This is a genomic window from Bifidobacterium moraviense, from assembly GCF_012932365.1.
GTDB lineage: Bacteria > Actinomycetota > Actinomycetes > Actinomycetales > Bifidobacteriaceae > Bifidobacterium > Bifidobacterium moraviense.
Window position 1 is genome coordinate 235,983 of sequence record NZ_JAAIIH010000001.1, and the last position, 17,655, is coordinate 253,637.

The 17,655-nt window shown below is 66.0% G+C and carries 16 protein-coding genes; 10 read left to right on the plus strand and 6 right to left on the minus strand.

Features of this window, described 5'->3' with window-relative positions:
- Positions 1-61 precede the first annotated feature (61 nt).
- A complete protein-coding gene (locus G1C96_RS01070; protein ID WP_205832009.1) occupies positions 62-2,089 on the minus strand; it encodes an AMP-dependent synthetase/ligase in 2,028 nt (675 codons plus the stop codon).
- 317 nt (positions 2,090-2,406) lie between these two features.
- Between G1C96_RS01070 and G1C96_RS01075 the strand changes: the two genes are divergently transcribed.
- The 4 genes from G1C96_RS01075 to G1C96_RS01090 all read left to right on the plus strand — a co-directional run bounded on the left by G1C96_RS01075 (position 2,407) and on the right by G1C96_RS01090 (position 6,147).
- The gene (locus G1C96_RS01075; RefSeq protein ID WP_169274797.1) at positions 2,407-3,030 is read left to right on the plus strand and encodes a 50S ribosomal protein L25/general stress protein Ctc; all 624 of its coding nucleotides are present in this window, start codon (positions 2,407-2,409) and stop codon (positions 3,028-3,030) included.
- Positions 3,031-3,348: 318 nt separating this feature from the next.
- Positions 3,349-4,476, plus strand: coding sequence for a branched-chain amino acid aminotransferase (locus G1C96_RS01080; RefSeq protein WP_169274798.1), 1,128 nt, complete (start codon positions 3,349-3,351; stop codon positions 4,474-4,476).
- 323 nt (positions 4,477-4,799) lie between these two features.
- Positions 4,800-5,018: a helix-turn-helix domain-containing protein gene (locus G1C96_RS01085; protein WP_169274799.1), complete on the plus strand. Its 219-nt coding sequence runs from the start codon at positions 4,800-4,802 to the stop codon at positions 5,016-5,018.
- Between the two features lie 406 nt (positions 5,019-5,424).
- Positions 5,425-6,147, plus strand: coding sequence for a trimeric intracellular cation channel family protein (locus tag G1C96_RS01090; protein WP_169274800.1), 723 nt, complete (start codon positions 5,425-5,427; stop codon positions 6,145-6,147).
- A 125-nt stretch (positions 6,148-6,272) separates the two neighbouring features.
- Here the strand turns inward: G1C96_RS01090 and rpsT are convergent, their stop codons facing one another.
- Positions 6,273-6,533 (minus strand): 30S ribosomal protein S20, encoded by a 261-nt coding sequence (gene rpsT / locus G1C96_RS01095; protein ID WP_169274801.1) that lies wholly within the window; start codon positions 6,531-6,533, stop codon positions 6,273-6,275.
- Positions 6,534-6,703: 170 nt separating this feature from the next.
- On the opposite strand from rpsT, the gene lepA reads away from it, so the two are divergent.
- The 3 genes from lepA (at position 6,704) to G1C96_RS01110 (ending at position 11,020) form a co-directional block, all read left to right on the plus strand.
- Entirely contained in the window at positions 6,704-8,584 is a 1,881-nt protein-coding gene (gene lepA / locus G1C96_RS01100) for a translation elongation factor 4 (RefSeq protein ID WP_169275211.1), read from the plus strand.
- Positions 8,585-8,848: 264 nt separating this feature from the next.
- Positions 8,849-10,102, plus strand: a complete 1,254-nt coding sequence (gene hemW, locus G1C96_RS01105; RefSeq protein ID WP_169274802.1) for a radical SAM family heme chaperone HemW — start codon at positions 8,849-8,851, stop codon at positions 10,100-10,102.
- Positions 10,103-10,237: 135 nt separating this feature from the next.
- A complete protein-coding gene (locus G1C96_RS01110) occupies positions 10,238-11,020 on the plus strand; it encodes a class I SAM-dependent methyltransferase (protein WP_169274803.1) in 783 nt (260 codons plus the stop codon).
- Positions 11,021-11,057: 37 nt separating this feature from the next.
- On the opposite strand, the gene G1C96_RS01115 is transcribed toward G1C96_RS01110, so the two are convergent.
- Positions 11,058-11,630 carry a TetR/AcrR family transcriptional regulator gene (locus G1C96_RS01115; RefSeq protein ID WP_169274804.1) on the minus strand — a complete coding sequence of 191 codons (573 nt, stop codon included), beginning with the start codon at positions 11,628-11,630 and terminating at the stop codon, positions 11,058-11,060.
- Positions 11,631-11,859: 229 nt separating this feature from the next.
- On the opposite strand from G1C96_RS01115, the gene G1C96_RS01120 reads away from it, so the two are divergent.
- Together G1C96_RS01120 and G1C96_RS01125 are read left to right on the plus strand one after the other, a co-directional pair.
- Positions 11,860-13,161, plus strand: coding sequence for an NADH:flavin oxidoreductase/NADH oxidase family protein (locus G1C96_RS01120; protein ID WP_169274805.1), 1,302 nt, complete (start codon positions 11,860-11,862; stop codon positions 13,159-13,161).
- A 45-nt stretch (positions 13,162-13,206) separates the two neighbouring features.
- Positions 13,207-14,046 carry an SDR family NAD(P)-dependent oxidoreductase gene (locus G1C96_RS01125; protein ID WP_169274806.1) on the plus strand — a complete coding sequence of 280 codons (840 nt, stop codon included), beginning with the start codon at positions 13,207-13,209 and terminating at the stop codon, positions 14,044-14,046.
- Here the strand turns inward: G1C96_RS01125 and G1C96_RS01130 are convergent.
- From G1C96_RS01130 to G1C96_RS01140, 3 genes are read right to left on the minus strand one after another with little or no spacing between them, the layout of a single operon-like run.
- Positions 14,018-14,476 carry a DUF3592 domain-containing protein gene (locus G1C96_RS01130; protein ID WP_169274807.1) on the minus strand — a complete coding sequence of 153 codons (459 nt, stop codon included), beginning with the start codon at positions 14,474-14,476 and terminating at the stop codon, positions 14,018-14,020. The genes G1C96_RS01125 and G1C96_RS01130 overlap by 29 nt on opposite strands.
- A gap of 7 nt (positions 14,477-14,483) precedes the next feature.
- Positions 14,484-16,307 (minus strand): PH domain-containing protein, encoded by a 1,824-nt coding sequence (locus tag G1C96_RS01135; RefSeq protein WP_240945066.1) that lies wholly within the window; start codon positions 16,305-16,307, stop codon positions 14,484-14,486.
- On the minus strand, positions 16,307-16,873 hold the full coding sequence (locus G1C96_RS01140) for a PH domain-containing protein (protein ID WP_169274809.1): 567 nt from the start codon (positions 16,871-16,873) through the stop codon (positions 16,307-16,309). The genes G1C96_RS01135 and G1C96_RS01140 overlap by 1 nt, the downstream gene beginning before the upstream one ends.
- A gap of 151 nt (positions 16,874-17,024) precedes the next feature.
- Here G1C96_RS01140 and G1C96_RS01145 point away from each other — a divergent pair, with 151 nt between their 5' ends.
- Complete coding sequence (locus tag G1C96_RS01145; RefSeq protein ID WP_169274810.1) at positions 17,025-17,651, plus strand: DUF805 domain-containing protein; 627 nt, start codon at positions 17,025-17,027, stop codon at positions 17,649-17,651.
- Positions 17,652-17,655: the final 4 nt, after the last annotated feature.

Sequence of the window (17,655 nt, forward strand, 5' to 3'; positions counted from 1 at the left end):
CCCCTCGGGGAGGGGAGCTGAGAAAAACAACGCGCCGAAGGCTCTGATGGGGAGCTTGGCCTTACTTCTTCTTGGTGTACATGCGGGTGTTGAGCAGCGTGGTGTAGCGCGCGATCACCTTGGGGCGGATCACCTTCATGGAGGCGGTGAGCAGCCCGTTCTCCTGCGTGAACTCCTCGGGCAGGATGATGAACTTGCGCACGGACTCGGCGCGGGAGACGCCCTCGTTCGCCAGATCCACGTATTTCTGCACCTCGGCGCGCACGGCGGCGTTCTCCGCGGCCTGATCGAGCGGCATGTCGCGGTCGAGTCCCTTGGATTCCAGCCACGGGCGCAGCGTCTCCTCGTCGAGCGTGACGAGGGCGGAGATGAACGGGCGCTTGTCGCCGAGCACCAGCGCCTGGGAGACGAACTCGCAGCGCTGGATGACCTCCTCGATGGGGCCGGGCGAGACGTTCTTGCCGCCGGCGGTGATGATGAGGTCCTTCTTGCGTCCGGTGATGTACAGGAAGCCGTCCTCGTCCAGACGTCCCAGATCGCCGGTGGCGTACCAGCCGTCGTGCGTGAACGAGTTCTCGGTGGCCTCCTCGTTCTTGTGGTAGCGCGGGAACACGGCCGCGCCCTTGACCTGGATCTCGCCGTCCTCGGCGATGCGCAGCTTGAAGCCGGGGAACGCGACGCCCACGGAGCCCTGATGGTACGGGACGCCCAGCGGGTTGAACGCGCACGGCGCGGTGGTCTCGGTCAGACCGTATCCCTCGTAGGCGGGCACGTTGGCTCCGCGGAAGAACGCCATGAGCTCCGGATCGAGCGGGGCACCGCCGCACACGATCCACTGCGCGCGTCCGCCCAGCGCCTGACGGATCGACTGGTAGACGATCGGGTCGAACGAGGCGCGCTTGATGGAGGCGAGCACGCCGGCCCTGCCCTTGTCGCTCACCTCGGCCATGTAGTCCTGCGCGGCCACCACGGCGGCGGCGAACGCCATGCCCTTGGCGCCGTGGCCGGCCTTCTGCGACGCGGCGTTGTACACCTTCTCCAGCACGCGGGGCACCACGATCATCACGCTGGGCCGCGCCACCTGCATGTCCGCGATGAGCGTCTTGATGCCGCTGGCGATGTAGATGTGCAGGTCGGAGGCGACCACGATGTAGTTGATGGCGCGGGCGAAGGAGTGCGCCTGCGGCAGGAACAGCAGGATGGAGTTGCTCTTGTCGTGCAGCAGCTGCGGCATGTAGTCCGGCAGGTTGAGCGCCGTCTGGCAGTAGTGCTCGTGCGTCATCTCCACGCCCTTGGGGGCGGCGGTGGAGCCGGAGGTGTAGACGATCGAGCACAGGTCGGTCTTCTTCACCGAGTCGATGCGCGCGTCGAGCTCCTCGTCGCTCACGGAGGTGCCGTACGCCGCCAGCTCGTCCAGACCGCCGGTCTCCAGGCAGATCACATGCTCGAGCGAGACGCACTCGTCCACGGCGCCGTCGGCCTTGTCCCGCATGTCGGTGGTCTGCACGATGAGCAGACGCGCGTCGGAGTTGTTGACGATGTTGCGGATCTGCTCGGCGGAGTCCGTGTCGTAGATCGTGGCGAGCACGCCGCCGCACGCCATCACCGCGGCGTCGGTGACGTCCCACTCGTAGCTGGTGCGGCACATGAACGCCACGCCGTCGCCCTTCCTCAGCCCGTAGTGCAACAGGCCCTTGGCCACGGCGCGCACCTGCGCGAGGAACTCGTTGGCGGTCTTCGTGACCCACTCGTCGCCCACCTTGAAGGTGTACAGCGGGTCGTCGCCCATGCGCGCGGCGCGGTCGGCGTAGATGTCATAGATGGACATGCCCTCGTCCAGCGGGGGGTTGCCCGCCGTCTCGCTGGTGAGCAGGCCCGTCTCCGGATCGATGTACGTGGTGGTGGGGTATCCCGGCCCCCACTCGTCGGTGTGCGGCAGGGCGATGTCCTCCTCGCGGGCGTTCACCTCGTCGTCGGTGACGTAGTCGGGAAGGTCGGAGGAATCGTCGCTGACCGGATGCGCGAAGTCCCCTCCCAGACGCAGGGCCTTCTGCGTCATGCTGGTGACCTGTTCCCTCAGCGAATTCATGAATGCCACGAGGATCTCCTTATATATGTCGAGCCGGTCCTGAACGTCTTCTTCTCGAATGCAGTGTAGCCGTTTCGCGGTCCGGCGTCACCTTACGCGACCGTAGGGAACGCGGTGCGCGGACGGCTCCGCGGGGCGCGTCGCCGGTATGTTCCGTCCGGGGCCGTGGTATAGTGATCGATTGTTGTCTTGGCGAGGGAAGCTTGCTTCCGTAATCGACTCGACGTGAATTCATCGCTCCCTGCGGGGCGTTTCGCGGCGCGTCGGCGCGTCGGGGCAGAGGAAACGCAATACATCCATCGCAAGGAGAACCCATCATGGCTCACACCATCGTGCTCGAGGGCAACGTCCGCAACGAGTTCGGCAAGGGCGCCGCCCGCCGCCTGCGCGTCGCCAACCTGATCCCGGCCACCATCTACGCCGGCGGCGCCGAGCCCGCCTTCATCACCCTCCCGCTCAAGGAGACCACCAACGCGCTGCGCAACCGCAACGCCCTGTTCAACATCAAGTTCGGCGAGGACAGCAAGATGGCCATCGTCAAGGACATCCAGCGCAACCCGGTCAAGCGCATCATCGAGCACGTGGACTTCTACGAGGTCCGCGCCGGCGAGAAGGTCAACGTGACCGTGCCGGTGTTCGTGGAGGGCATGCCCAAGGGCGCCGCCGTCGCGTTCGTCGACATGCAGCACCTCGAGGTCCGCGCCGACGTGGCCAACCTGCCCGAGAAGATCGTCATCGACGTCAACGGCCTGGCCGACGGCGACAAGGTGCTCGCCAAGGACGTCAAGCTGCCCGAGGGCTCCGAGCTCGTCATCGACGATCTCGAGGATTCCGTCGTGTCCGTCGAGGTCCCGGAGGACGCCGCCGAGGCTCCCGCCGCCGCTGCCCCGGCCGCCGCGGACGCCGCCGCTGCCCCGGCCGCCGACGCCGCCAAGGCCTGATCCTTCCTCGCGACGGCGAAGGCGCGACCAGCGCACGCCGCAGCGTCGTTCCCGATGGGGGAGCCGATGTGTCCGAACGCATCGGCTCCCCATCGTCGTCTCCGGCCGTCCGCGCGCTCCTCGGTGCGGCTCCGAGCCGCTTCGTGAGCGCTCTCACCGGAGCGGCGCCGCGGCTTTCAGTATGTGAACTTCGCCACCCCGCACCGATGCGGATGTGCCATAGTGCCACCTAGGCCAAGCGCCACAAGCGCACTGGCGAATCATTCCGAAACCCCGCCGCGGTGGCGTGCGGGGCATGCGTCAAAGAAGTAAATAGTTATGACTGAAGCATCACATCACGACCCGGCGGCGCTCGACAAGCTCACCGAGGCGTTCACCGTTCTGCCCAACGACAACCCGGCCTCCGACGCCAAGCGCCAGGAGCTCATCGACAAGCCGGCGTTCGGTCAGGTCTTCTCCGACAACATGACCCACATGACGTGGACCAAGGGCGAAGGCTGGGGCGACCGTCGCGTCGAGCCGTACGCGCCGCTGAAGATGGATCCGGGCGCATCCGTGCTGCACTACGCGCAGGAGTGCTTCGAGGGCCTCAAGGCCTACCGTCACGCCGACGGCTCCACCTGGCTGTTCCGCCCGGACGCCAACGCCGAGCGCTTCCAGAACTCCGCCAAGCGCCTGTACCTGCCCGAGCTGAGCATCGACGACTTCCTGGGTTCCGTGGCCGCGCTGGTCAAGCGCGACGCGAACTGGGTACCCACCCGTCGCGAGTACACGCTGTACATGCGTCCGTTCATGTTCGCCTCCGAGCCGTTCCTGGGCGTGCGCGCCCCGCAGGAGGTCGACTACTGCGTGATCGCCTCCCCGTCCGGCCCGTACTTCCCGGGCGGCGTCAAGCCCGTGAGCATCTGGGTCGAGGACAAGTGGTTCCGCACCGGCCCCGGCGGCACCGGCTTCGCCAAGTGCGGCGGCAACTACGCCGCCTCCCTGCTGGGCGAGTACACGGGCATCGCCAACGGCTGCGAGCAGGTGTGCTTCGTGGACGCCGCCACCAAGACCTACCTCGAGGAGCTCGGCGGCATGAACATGATGGTCGTGCACAAGGACGGCCACGTGGAGACCCCGTCCCTGACCGGCAACATCCTGCCCGGCGTCACCCGTCGCTCGCTGATCCAGCTCATGCAGGACCGCGGCATCGACGTGGTCGAGACCATGATCCCGCTCGAGCAGCTGCTCGAGGACATCAAGTCCGGCGAGGTCACCGAGGTGTTCGCCTGCGGCACCGCCGCCATCATCACCCCGATCGGCCGCTTCAAGTCCGAGAAGTTCGACGTCACCGTCGCCAACGGCGAGTCCGGCAAGCTGACGCTGGACCTGCGCAACGAGCTGCTCGGCATTCAGCTCGGCGAGGTCGAGGACCCGCACAACTGGATGTGGAAGGTGTGCTGATTCACTGTTCGGCATAGGACTGTAGAACCCCTTGCAATCCCAATGATTGCAAGGGGTTTCTCATATGCTGCGGACCATCTGGAGGAAGGACGCAGATCCCATTCGTCAATAATCGTCAACAAGCTGCATCCGTCAGGTTCTCGTGGGGGATGGGTCGGACTGAGCATGACAACGTGAAATGAGGGATGTCGAAGCGGAACCCGCCAAGACGTATGCCGAACATGGTGCATCCGTAAGCCTGAGAATCAAAGAGTGTTTTATGTCTAAAATAGTCCACAAATGATGTATAATCGAGTTTACTGAACAAGGTGGGGGTGATCTGTATGAGCATCAAGGATTTGCGCAGTCGCCGCGGTTTGACTCAGACCGCGCTTAGCGAACGCGTTGGTCTCAGCCAAACTCGCATTAGCGAGTATGAGCTTGGAAAGCGCGATGTTGGCGATATGCGCGTGAGAACGGCGTTGCGAATGATGGAAGCACTAGGCACTAGCGACATTCGCCAGTTGTTCGACGACGTGCCGAAAGGTAACAACGTCGCTTAGCAGCGTGTGTGAGACCTAACGCCCGGCGTGGGTGTTGTTCGCCGCTGGCCTCATGCGTGTCTTTATGGCGTGTGTGGGGCACGGACGCGCCCGTGTGGCTGCGCCAATGGGCGTGCCGGAAGGGCCCGCAAACGTTGCCGCGCTTTGCGGGCCCAAGGTACGGCGCGAACAAGAGTTCGCGTAACTCCCAACCCAAGGAGTGATACCCATGTTAATTCCGCATGGTTCGGTAAGCAAGCTTGTCCCGCACGCTGGTTGCGGACAGATACGGATAGTTGCGATCGAATGTAGCTGAGAGAAGCCGGCGTGGACGCAACTGTTTCGCGATGGCGCCCAGCGGCAGAGCACGCCGTGCGATGTGCGGTATCATCGCTTCGATTGATGCACAAGGGGGAGAGGAGACGCCGTGGGCGTGGCGCTGGAATCGAACGCGGTGTTCGTGGGGATCGAGTATCTCGCCATCTTCGTGTGGGGTCTGTCCGGGGGCCTCTCCGCCATCCGCAAGGGGTTCGACCTGTTCTCCATCCTCACGTGCGCGTGGGTGACGGCGCTTGGCGGCGGATTGGTGCGCGACGTGCTGCTCGGCGATCTGCCTCCCGTGGGCATCACGGACAAGGGCTACATCCTCACCTGCCTGGTTTCGGGGCTCATCGTGGCGGTGGCGCACCCCGAGATCAGGCGCATGCGCTGGACCATGGATGTCATCGATGCGCTGGGCCTTGGCCTGTTCGCGGTCAACGGCACCGCCAAGGCGCTGGCGTTCGGATCGTCCGGCGTGACCGCCGTGTTCCTCGGCATGTTCACCGCGCTGGCCGGCGGACTGTTCCGCGACGTGATGCTGGGGGAGGTGCCGATGATCATCAGGGACCGGCATCTGTACGCTGTGCCGTCGTTCGTGGGGTGCATCCTCACCGTGCTGGTGGACAAGGGCGTGCATGCCGGCGTGGTGTCGTCCCAAGCCGAGATGGTGCTCGACGTGGCGGTGGTGGCGGTGGTGGTCGCCATGCGCATGCTGTCGGTGGCATGCGATCTGACGTTCCCCGGGGCCGTGCGACGCGACGATTCGGAGGCGCAGCCGTCCGAGATTCAATCGTCCGAGACTCAGCCGTCTGGGACCAAGTCGGACTGACTGTGCGTGGAAAGGGCGATGCCTGACAACCCCCGCACGCCCGCGCGTATGCGCGCAATACGCAACAAGCCCCGCAGGCTGCGAACGCTTGCGGGGCTTGTTGGAGGTCTGCGATCCGTGAAGGATCAGAGCGCGTTGATCGCGACGGCGAGGCCGGACTTGCGGTTGGCGGCCTGGTTCTTGTGGATGACGCCGGCGCTGGCGGCCTTGTCGAGCTTGCGGGCGGCGACCTTGTAGGCGGCCTCGGCGGCAGCCTTGTCACCGGAGGCGATGGCCTCACGGGTGGCGCGGATGGCGGTCTTCACCGCGGACTTGACCTGGACGTTGCGCAGGTGCGACTTCTCGTTGGTCAGCACGCGCTTCTTCTGCGACTTGATGTTTGCCACTGTTTCTCCAAACGACGTGAACGTGTAATTACAAGGACATACAAAACTGTGATGATAGCACGCCTTCCCGGACAACGTGCGCGTGCGACACCGCGTTTCGTGCGCTGGCGGGGGATCCGGCTAGCATGGATGAAGTTTGCCCCAGAAATCGCATCGAGGAGGAACAGTCGGTGGCCGCACAGCACAATCAGCCGGGATACACCGATCAGTCGCTGATCCGCAACTTCTGCATCATCGCGCACATCGACCACGGCAAGTCCACCGTGGCCGACCGCATCCTGCAGCTGAGCGGCATCGTGCCGGAGCGCGAGATGCGCGACCGCTTCCTCGACCGCATGGACATCGAGCAGGAGCGCGGCATCACCATCAAGTCGCAGGCCGTGCGCGTGCCGTGGACGTTCGACGGCACCGAATACACGCTCGGCATGATCGACACCCCCGGCCACGTGGACTTCACGTACGAGGTGTCGCGCGCGCTGGCCGCATGCGAGGGCGCCGTGCTGCTCGTGGACGCCACGCAGGGCATCGAGGCGCAGACGCTGTCGAACCTGTACATGGCCATCGACCATGATCTGGCCATCATCCCCGTGCTCAACAAGATCGATCTGCCGAGCGCCGAGCCGGACAAGCACGCCGAGGAGATCGCCGGCCTGATCGGCTGCGAGCCGAGCAACGTGCTGCGCGTGTCCGGCAAGACCGGCGAAGGCGTGGCCGAGCTGCTCGACCGCATCGTCCTGGAGGTGCCGGAGCCCAAGGGCGATCCCAAGGCGCCGGCGCGCGCCCTGATCTTCGACTCCGTGTACGACTCGTACCGCGGCATCGTCACCTACATCCGCATGGTCGACGGCGAGCTCAAGTCCCGCGAGAAGGTGCACATGATGGGCATCGGCATGACGCACGAGCCCATCGAGATCGGCGTGATCAGCCCCGACATGACGCCCACGAAGGCGCTCGGCGCCGGCGAGGTCGGCTACATCATCACCGGCGCGAAGGACGTGAGCCAGTCCAAGGTCGGCGACACGCTCACCTCCGCCGCGCGCCCCGCCACCGAGGCGCTGCCCGGCTATCGCGATCCCAAGCCGATGGTGTACTCCGGCCTGTTCCCGATCGACAACGCGCAGTTCCCCGAACTGCGCGACGCGCTCGACAAGCTCAAGCTCAACGACGCCGCGCTCGTCTACGAGCCCGAGACGTCGGTGGCGCTGGGCTTCGGCTTCCGCTGCGGCTTCCTGGGCCTGCTGCACATGGAGATCGTCTCCGAGCGCCTGAGCCGCGAATTCAACCTCGACCTCATCTCCACCGCGCCGAACGTCACCTACGACGTGACGAGCGAAGACAACAAGGTGCATCACGTCACCAATCCGAGCGAGTTCCCGGACGGCAAGATCAAGAAGATCGTCGAACCGATGGTCGCGGCCGACATCATCACGCCCAAGGAGTTCATCGGCGCGGTCATGGACCTGTGCCAGGAGCACCGCGGCATCATGGGCACGATGGAGTACATCGGCACCGAGCGCGTGGAGATGCACTACCGCATTCCGCTGGCGGAGATCGTGTTCGACTTCTTCGACCAGCTCAAGTCCCGCACCAAGGGCTACGCGTCGCTCGACTACCACGAGGACGGCGAGCAGTCCGCCGACCTCGTCAAGGTGGACATCCTCATCCAGGGCGAGAAGGTGGACGCGTTCAGCGCGATCGTGCACCGCGACAAGGCGTACAGCTACGGCGTGATGATGACGAAGAAGCTGCGCGAGCTCATTCCCCGCCAGCAGTTCGAGATCCCCATCCAGGCGGCCATCGGCTCGCGCATCATCGCGCGCGAGAACATCCGCGCCCTGCGCAAGGACGTGCTCGCCAAGTGCTACGGCGGCGACATCACGCGAAAGCGCAAGCTGCTCGAAAAGCAGAAGGCCGGCAAGAAGCGCATGAAGATGCTCGGCCGCGTGGAGGTGCCGCAGGAGGCGTTCATCGCCGCGCTGTCGACCGGCGAGGGCGGCAACGACCGCGACACCAAGGACAAGATCCGCGCCGCGCAGAAGACCGAAGGCTGACGATCGGTCCACGTCATCCTGAGCGCAGCCCGTTAGGGCGGAGTCGAAGGATCCTTCGGCTTCTGCGTCTGATGGCTCCCCTCGCTGAGGGGAGCTGTCGGCGCAGCCGACTGAGGGGAGGAAGAACGCCATGCCATACGAGGTCTACGTCCACGTCCCGTTCTGCATGAGGCGCCGAGGCGTGAAGCGGACAGTCCGGTGGACTGTCCGTAGCCGAGGTGAGCGGCCTTGCGGCCGCGAAGGCAGCGCCGGGGAGGCATTCGCATGAAGTCCAGCGATCCGTTCGAGGTCTACGTCCATGTTCCTTTCTGCATGAGGCGCTGCGGCTACTGCGATTTCAACACGTACACGGCCACGGACCTCGGCGGAGGCGCGTCGCGCGGCAACTATGCGGCCATGGTGATCCGCGAGATGCGGCTCGTGCGCGACTGGCAGCTCGCCCACGGCATCGAGGAGCCGCCCGCGTCCACGGTGTTCTTTGGCGGCGGCACGCCGACGATCCTGCCGGCGCGCGACCTCGTCGCCATGCTGCATGCGACCCGCGAGACGTGGGGCATCGCGCCCGGCGCGGAGATCACTACCGAGGCGAATCCGGACACCGTGGACGCCGACTACATCCGCGAGCTTGCGGACGGCGGCTTCACGCGCATCTCCTTCGGCATGCAGTCGGCCGTGCCGCACGTGCTGCGCACGCTCGACCGCACTCACACGCCGGCGAACGTGGAGGCTGGCGTGCGCGCGGCGGACGCCTGTGGGCTGCGGTCCAGCGTGGATCTCATCTACGGAGCGCCGGGGGAGAGCCTCGACGACTGGCGAGCCTCCGTGCGCACGGCCATCGATCTGGGCGTCAGCCATATCTCCGCCTACGCCCTGACCGTCGAACCCACCACCAAGATGGGCAGGCAGATCGCCGCCGGCACGCTGCCCAAGCCGGATGATGACGACGAAGCCGCCAAGTACGAGATCGCCGACGATCTGCTCACGGCAGCGGGCCTCGAATGGTACGAGGTCTCCAACTGGGCGAAGCCGGGCTATGAGAGCCGGCACAACCTCGGCTACTGGCGCAATGCTGACTGGGCGGGACTCGGCCCGGGGGCGCATTCGCATGTCAACGCCGGCCTTGACGCGAGCGGCGCCCCTCGAAAGGCGCTGCGCGCGTGGGACATCGCGCATCCGCGTCTGTGGGGCATGGCGATCGGCGAAGGCCGCGTGCCGTGGGGCGGCAGCGAGGAGATCACGCCGGGGGAGAACCTCGAAGAGCTCATCATGCTGGGTCTGCGGTTGCGGGAAGGCCTTGACCTCGGTCGCATCAACCAGGCCATCGCATCCGCGCGCGAATCGGACGCCTCGCTGCCGCTGCAGCCCATCGACGTCGCGCAATTGCAGCCGATGGTCGATGATGGGCTCATCGCCGTCGAAGCCGATTCCGACAATCGCCGCCGCATCGTCCCCACTCGCAAGGGGCGGCTGCTCAATGACGCCGTCATCGAGCGCTTCTTCGACCTCGCCGGCATCTGACCGCTGCGTTGACGCCGGAGCGCGCAACGGCCGCTTCATTCCGGGCCTTGACTTCGAGCGCTTGAAGTCGGTATATCCGATGATGGCGGGCGGCATTCAGAGCCCGGAGAACATGTTCGCCAAGGAGGCGGCCGGATGATAGTCGATGAGCGCATCGATCATGGCGTTCCCTTTGATTGGGGGCGCATATCAGACGAATATGCGAGGTACCGCGACATCTATCCGGTGCGCTTCTACCGGAGGATCCTTGACCGTGGCCTGTGCTGTGACGGACAGCATGTTCTTGATCTGGGCACCGGTACGGGCGTGATTCCGCGGGCCATGGCACGGTATGGCGCGACATGGGTTGGCGTCGACATTTCCGAACGGCAGATCGCCCAGGCACGTCGGCTTTCCGACGGCATGGGCATCGCATATCAGGCGATGCCGGCGGAACGGATTGACTTCCCCGACGATACGTTTGACGTGATCACGGCATGCCAATGCTTCTGGTATTTCAACCATGAGGCGATCCACGGCACGCTGCATCGCATCCTCAAGCCGAATGGGCGTCTCCTCGTGCTGTACATGGCATGGCTGCCGTTCGAGGACCCGATCGCGGGGACGAGCGAGCGACTGATTCTGCACTACAATCCGAACTGGAGCGGTGCGGGGGAGCGGATGCGTCCGATCGACATTCCCGCCTGCTACGAGGACGGTTTCAAGCTCGTTCATCATGAGGAATACAGACTCGCCGTGTCGTTCACACGCGAAAGTTGGAACGGGCGGGTGAAGGCGTGCCGGGGCGTCGGCGCATCTCTCTCAGCGCATGAGATCGCTGCGTGGGAACGGGAGCATAGGGCGCTGCTCGAACGCATCGCCCCGGAACGGTTCGAGGTGCTGCATTATGCCGCGATGGCCGAGCTGGAACGCATCTGATCATCGACGAACCGGCATATAGAGGAATCGAAATCAGCTACTCCACCCCGCCTAGCAGCGTGTGCGCGTAGGTGTGGAGCTGCTCGCGGGTGAGCGTGTGGCCGCGCAGATACGCCCAGTCGAGCACGAGCATCAGCGTGTTCGCGTACTGGTCGGCGACGAGCTCCGCGGGCAGGTCGCAGCGGTCCTGCTCCACGCAGGTGCGCATCAGCTCGCGCGCCTCGTCCCGGATGACCGTGTGCAGGCTGGAGAACAGCGGCCCTTCGGGCGGATTGTGCTCCAGCATCGCGCGCAGCAGGTCCGTGTGCGCTTCCATTGCGTCGGCCATGGCGTCGAGCGCCGCGTCCACGCGCAGCTTCGACTCGACCGATGCGAGCTCCGCTGCGCTTACCGGGCCCGCCAGAGCGGTCCAGCAGTAGACGACCAGATCGTCGCGGTCCTCGAAGTAGTTGTAGAACGTGGCGCGCGGGTATCCGGCGCGCTCGCACAGCTCGTTGACGCTGATGCCGATGAGCGGCTTTTCGGCGAGCAGCGAGGTCATTGCGCCGAGAAACGCGTCGAGCGTGCGCTGCGTGCCGCGCGTGAGCTTGCCGTTGAGATCCTTCTTCATGCCGTTTCCGTCCGTTTCCGTTCCTCGCTCGTGGCGTTCTTGGTGACGCTGCTGTGCTGTGCGCATGGTTGCCGCGGGCGATCCGTTGGATCCACTGGCTGCGTGCCCGCTGCGATGCGCGACATCGTTCGGCTTCAGCATATCCCAATGTCCAGAATTTTGCAGTTGTCCAAAATCATGCGTATATTAGACAACTGTAAAAATCTGGACGATTGGAAAGTTGGAAACCATGGCACATGAGACGAACGGAACGGCGACGCTGCTCGCCGAACCCCTGCCCCTGCCCTGCGGTGCGACGGTGAAGAACCGGTTCTACAAATCCGCGATGAACGAGGCGCTCGCCGGACGCGACTGCGCGCCCACCGACGCGCACGTGCGCCTCTACCGCACATGGGCGAGGGGAGGGGCGGGCGTGCTCGTCACCGGCAACGTGATGGTCGACCGCACGCAGCTCGGCGAACCCGGCAACGTGGCCGTCGAGGACGAGCGCGACCTCGCCATGCTGCGGCGCTGGGCCGCCGCCGGCACCGAGAACGGCACGCACTGCTGGATGCAGATCAACCATCCCGGCCGGCAGTCGCCCATCACCATCAATCCGCATCCGCTCGCGCCCAGCGCCGGCACGGTTGACGGCGGCTACGGCAGGTTCTTCGCCGAACCGACCGAACTGACGCGCGAGCAGATCCGGGACATCGTGCGCCGATTCGCCACCACGGCGCGCATCGCCAAGAAGGCCGGCTTCACCGGCGTGGAGATCCACGCGGCGCACGGCTACCTCATCAACCAGTTCCTCTCGCCGCTCGACAACCGCCGCACCGACGAATACGGCGGCAGCCTGGAGAACCGCGCCCGATTCCTGTTCGACGTGTTCGACGCGGTGCGCGAGGCGGTCGGCCCCGACTTTCCGGTCGCGGTGAAACTCAACTCGTCCGACGTGCCGATCGCCGTCAAGGTCAACGAGAAGGGCAGTGTGCCCGGCGGGTTCAGCGAGGAGGAATCCATCTGGGTCATGAAGCAGCTGGAGACCCGCGGCGTGGACCTCATCGACATCTCCGGCGGTACCTATGCCAAGCCGGTCATCCAGACCAATGCCGGTGCGGCCGAGGACCGCCGCCGTGGCGTCTACTTCACCGACTTCGCGCGCCGCGTCAAGGGCGAACTGACCGTGCCGGTCGCTTTGACCGGCGGCTTCCGCAACGCCGGGGACATGGAGCGGGCGCTCGGCGAAGGCATCACGCAGATGATCGGCATCGCGCGTCCCCTCGCGCTCGTGCCCGACCTGCCGAACCGCATCATCCGCGACGGCTGGCGGGGCTCCGTCGACCTGCCGCGCGTGACGACCGGCATCACGGCGCTCGACAAGGCGTTCGGCGGCATTCTGGTGATCAGCTGGTTCGAAGTGCAGATGAACCGCATCGGACGCGGCAAGCGCCCCGATCCACGCATCGGCGGCCTTCGCGCGCTCCTGTTCGCCGTCAGACAGCACGGTCCCGCCGCGCTCGCCCCGCGCCGCCGCAGGGGCCGGCAGTGAATCAGCAACCACATCGGAAGCCACACGAATCGAAGGAGCCGTCGAATGAACGGGATTCAAACCAGAACCATCGCCATCGTCACCGGCGCGTCGTCGGGCCTCGGCGCGGCGTTCCTCGAGGCGATCGTCGCGCGTTACCGCAATCTCGATGAGATATGGATCGTCGCCCGGCGCGAGCGGCGGCTGCGTGCGCTCGCCGGGAAGTACGGCAACTCGCATACGCGCATCCGCGCCATTCCGCTGGATCTGACCGGTCCTGACGCATATGGGACGCTGACGGGGCTGCTGGAGGATGAACGGCCGAACGTCCGTGTGCTGATCAACAACGCCGGATACGAGCGCGAGGGTGTGCTGCGCGACATGAGCCCCGCGGACATTCGCGCCATGATCGATCTCAACGTGACGGCCATGACGATGGTCAGTCGCGCCTGCCTGCCGTACATGGGCCGGGGGAGTTTCATAGTGGTCACCGGATCGGTGTCGTCCTTCGCGCCGATCCCGTGGCAGGCCGTGTATGCCGCAAGCAAGGCGTACGTGCGGTTTCTCGCCCGCGCGCTGCACGAGGAGGAGCGCGAGCGGGGCGTGAACGTGCTGCTGTTCAACCCCGGCAACATGGACACCGAGATGAACGTGCGCGGCGCCGTGTCCGGCAAGCTTGCCCGGCTGCCGTATCTCGATCTGAGGAGGGAGACCGTGCGGACGCTGACCCGTGCGGAACGCGGATGCGCCTCGTACACGCCGCTGGCGTTCTACAAGCTGTACCGGGCATTCGCCAAGCTGGCGCCCTCCGCGCTTGCCGTCCGCGTGACCAGTCTGAAGTCGGGCGGAGCCGCGGCTCCGCCTCGGAACGGCGCCGTCACCGCGGCATCCATAGCGCAAGCATGACCACGCCGGCGATGAAGTCCACGACGCTGGCCGCGGCGAACGCGACGAGCACGATCATGCGGCTATGGTCCTTCCGCATGTATGCGTGGGACGGCTCGAACGGATCGTACAGGACGGTCGCCTCGTCACCCACGTGGAATTTGCTCGGGCGCGACCAGATGCCCGACTTCAGCTCGTATTCGCTGCCGCCGACCGTGTAGGAGAACACGGGCGACCACAGCGTGCCGTCGTCGTCGTGGCGTTCGCGCAGTTCGCTCACGGTGCCGGTCGTTTCGGCCGTGCATCGCCGGCGGGAGTCACTCGCCTTGCGCATGAGCCGCAGGCAGACGCCGAGGACGATGAGCGCGACGACGATCATGACGAGCGACGCGATGAGCACCGGCGTCTCGTGCCATGTGCCGGTGGAAGTGCTTTCGGCTGCCTCGATCATGATTCGATTATCCCCGCGCCGTTCGCATGCCGTGCGAGACGATCGTAAACGCGACGTGAATTATCTCGATGCCTCCGCCGTTCCCTCCAGCCAATCCTCCAGTCGGCTGGCGTCGGCACGGCGGATGGCGTGGAAGTCGATGGCGCTGGTGCCGTTGAGCACGAACAGTGGCATGCCGACGCGCTCCACGCCCTGCCGCTCGCGCCAGAGCGCAGTAGTGCGCGTGAGGCTCTGCACGCGCTGCCGGCGGGTGCAGAGCGTGATCAGAGTGAGCTGCTCGGCGCAGGTCACCACGATGCGATGGGGAAGCGCACCGGGGGCTGGCCGGGGGATCGCGAATCCGTCGACGCGCCATTTCAGCGCGCGCGTGGCCAACCACCACAGCATGGCAACCGGCAGCAGGGTGGCCGCGAAGACCAGCGGCAGAGGCGGCATGTGCAGGCCGGGATGAAGCCACGCGTACGCGGCGACCGCCCGCCGACGCGACGAACGCCACGGCCGGCACCGTCAGATAGTAGCGGCCCAGCCCGCGCCCGGTCCTGTGCGTGCGGACCGGAGCCAGTCCCCACTCCGGCAGGATCCGCGCCATGACGTCATACACCTGCGTCGCGCCCACCACCGGCAGCAGCGTCGAAGCGGACTGGTCGTCGTCGCGGTCATCGTCATCCCCGTTCCCGCCGACCATGCCGGATGCGCTCAGCCCCACGCGCACCGAGCACAGGCCCAGCAGCCGTCGCAGCACGTTGCGGCGGATCTCCACGCTCTGGATGCGGCTGACCGGCAGCGTGGTCACCCGACGCGTGACCAGTCCGCGGACGATGACCAGATCGTCGCCGCGACGCCAGATCGCAAAGCCCTGGAAGCGCAGGAACGCGCTCGCGACCGACACCATGAGCAACACGATCACGACGAACAGCACGGCCATCGCGACCGCCATCGCGCCGCGGGTCATGACGCCCATGACGGAATCGGCGGTCGCATGCGCCACGCGTTCGGGCAGCACGTCGCTGATTCTCTGCCAGAAGCCCCACACCACCAGCGCGGAGGCGAGGAGCGTCACGTCGCTCAGCGCATAGAGCAGGATGTCCCGGGCCGTGGCGCGGAAGACCGGCTCGCAGTCCGGCACGGCGCCCGGCTTGGCATTGAGTTTGGCATTGGGCTCGGCATTGGGCTCGGCATTGGGCTCGGAGGATACCTTCGATTCCGGCCGCTCTGTGGGTCGAACGTGTTCGATACCGTCGTCGCGGTCATTGGCAGCACGATTCTCGAACGTGTTCGATGCCGTGCTTGTGCAAACCTCCGTGTCCTTGCGGAACGCCGTCGCCCTGAGTCGCTCCAATTCGAGCTGCACACGCTCGTCCACGGCGTCCAGCGTGATGTCCGCCTCGCCGCCGCCCGCGGACACCGTGACCGTCACCACATGGAACGGCTGCAGGTACCACGGCGACGCGCTGCTGATCGCGTGGATGCGGTCGTAGGCCAACGCGCGGCGTTTGCGGAAGAACAGGCCGCTCGTCCATGCGAGCTCCCGCGCGCCCAGCGCATACCGCGTGGTCATCCACCGCATGACCGGCGGTCCCAGCGCGATCGCGCAGCCGATGCCCACCGCGGCGGCGATCAGGATCGCGGCTCCCTGAAGCATTCCGGCGAACGCGCCGGCACCCGGACCGGGACGTGATGGCCCGCGCGCCGCGATGATCGCGATCGTGACGATCATGCCCGCGCACGCCTTGGCGGACCGCGCCAGCGCGACGATGAGCCCCGCGGGATGCAGCCGGCGCCACTGCAGCTCGTGCCGCAGGTCCTGCTCCGCGCGCCCGTCCGCCATCATCACAGGTCCTCCCTCGAACGCGCCACGCGACGGGTGATGAGGTCCGTCACGCGCTCCGCCTCGGCGGTGTCCAACGCCTCGATCGTGTGCGCGCCCACCGCCGTGTGCACGGTGACGGCCGTCAGCCCGTAATGCCTGAGCACCGGGTTTTGCCTGGCGTCCACGTGCTGGATGCGGTTGAACGGCACGACGGTGGTGGAGCGGAACAGCCATCCTTTGCGGATGCGCAGGTCGCGCTCGCCGATCGAGAACCGGCTGAACGCGTACGCGTAGCGGTTCCGCAGCGGTTGCGCGGCCAATCCCGCCACGCCGTACGCCACCACCAACCCCAATGCGATCGCCGGCCACGGCCACGCGCCCCACCAGTCGTACGCCATGCCGATCGCGGCGACCGCCCCGCACACGGCCCAGACGATCAGGGACTCGATGACGGCGTCGGCCGTCCACACCCGCGTGACCCGGCGCGGCAGCGCATGCCACGCGGCATCCCCGCGTCGTGCGTCGTCGTCACGTTCCGTTGCCGTTCCGCCCGCATCCGCGGCGGACGATCCATATTCGTTGCCCATGCCTCCCACCATATCGGCGGTGTCATGCCCCTCCTCCCATCGGTACACGCCCGTGGACAGGCCGGGCGCGATACTGGACACGGGATGCAAAGCACGGTTGCATGGGGAATCGACGGCAACCCGATCGAAAGCGATCCGCGAAGGAGCGATCATGAACAATATCAACCCCGGCAACAACGTCAGTCATAGTGGCAAACCGAACCCATACACGTCCTATGCGAACTCCAAGCTCGTCAAACCGGATCCCGTTCAAGGCGGCGAACCCGGGCCCGACGAACCGTATTACGGCGTTGGATTCGGCCGGGCGGTCCGGCGCTTCTGGGGCAAGGCGTTCGTTTGGCGCGGCCGGGCGTCGCGCGGCGAGTACTGGTGGGCGGCCCTGTTCTGCTTTCTTGCCCTGTTCGCGTGTGACACGGCGGCTACTGCGGCAGACGTTGCGTTGTTCCACGTGGCCGGCGACGGGGACGGGCCGATTGGTTCGTGGACCGACCTGATCGTCAATCTGACGCTCATCGTACCCCTGCTCGCCGTGTCCGTCCGCAGGCTGCACGACTCGAATCTGAGTGGTTGGTGGGTGCTGCTGCCGGCCGTCTTCCAGATCGGCTACATCGCCGCCATGGCCGTCGCCATGTTCGCCGGCGGTGCGGCCGGCACGGTGATGGGACTGCTCACCACCGCACTGCTGGTCGTGGCGTATCTGCTGAGCGAGGTGGTGCTGTTCATCCTGCCGCCCGATCCGCGTGGGACGCGCTTTGACGGTCCACGCGCGCACAGGTGAGCGT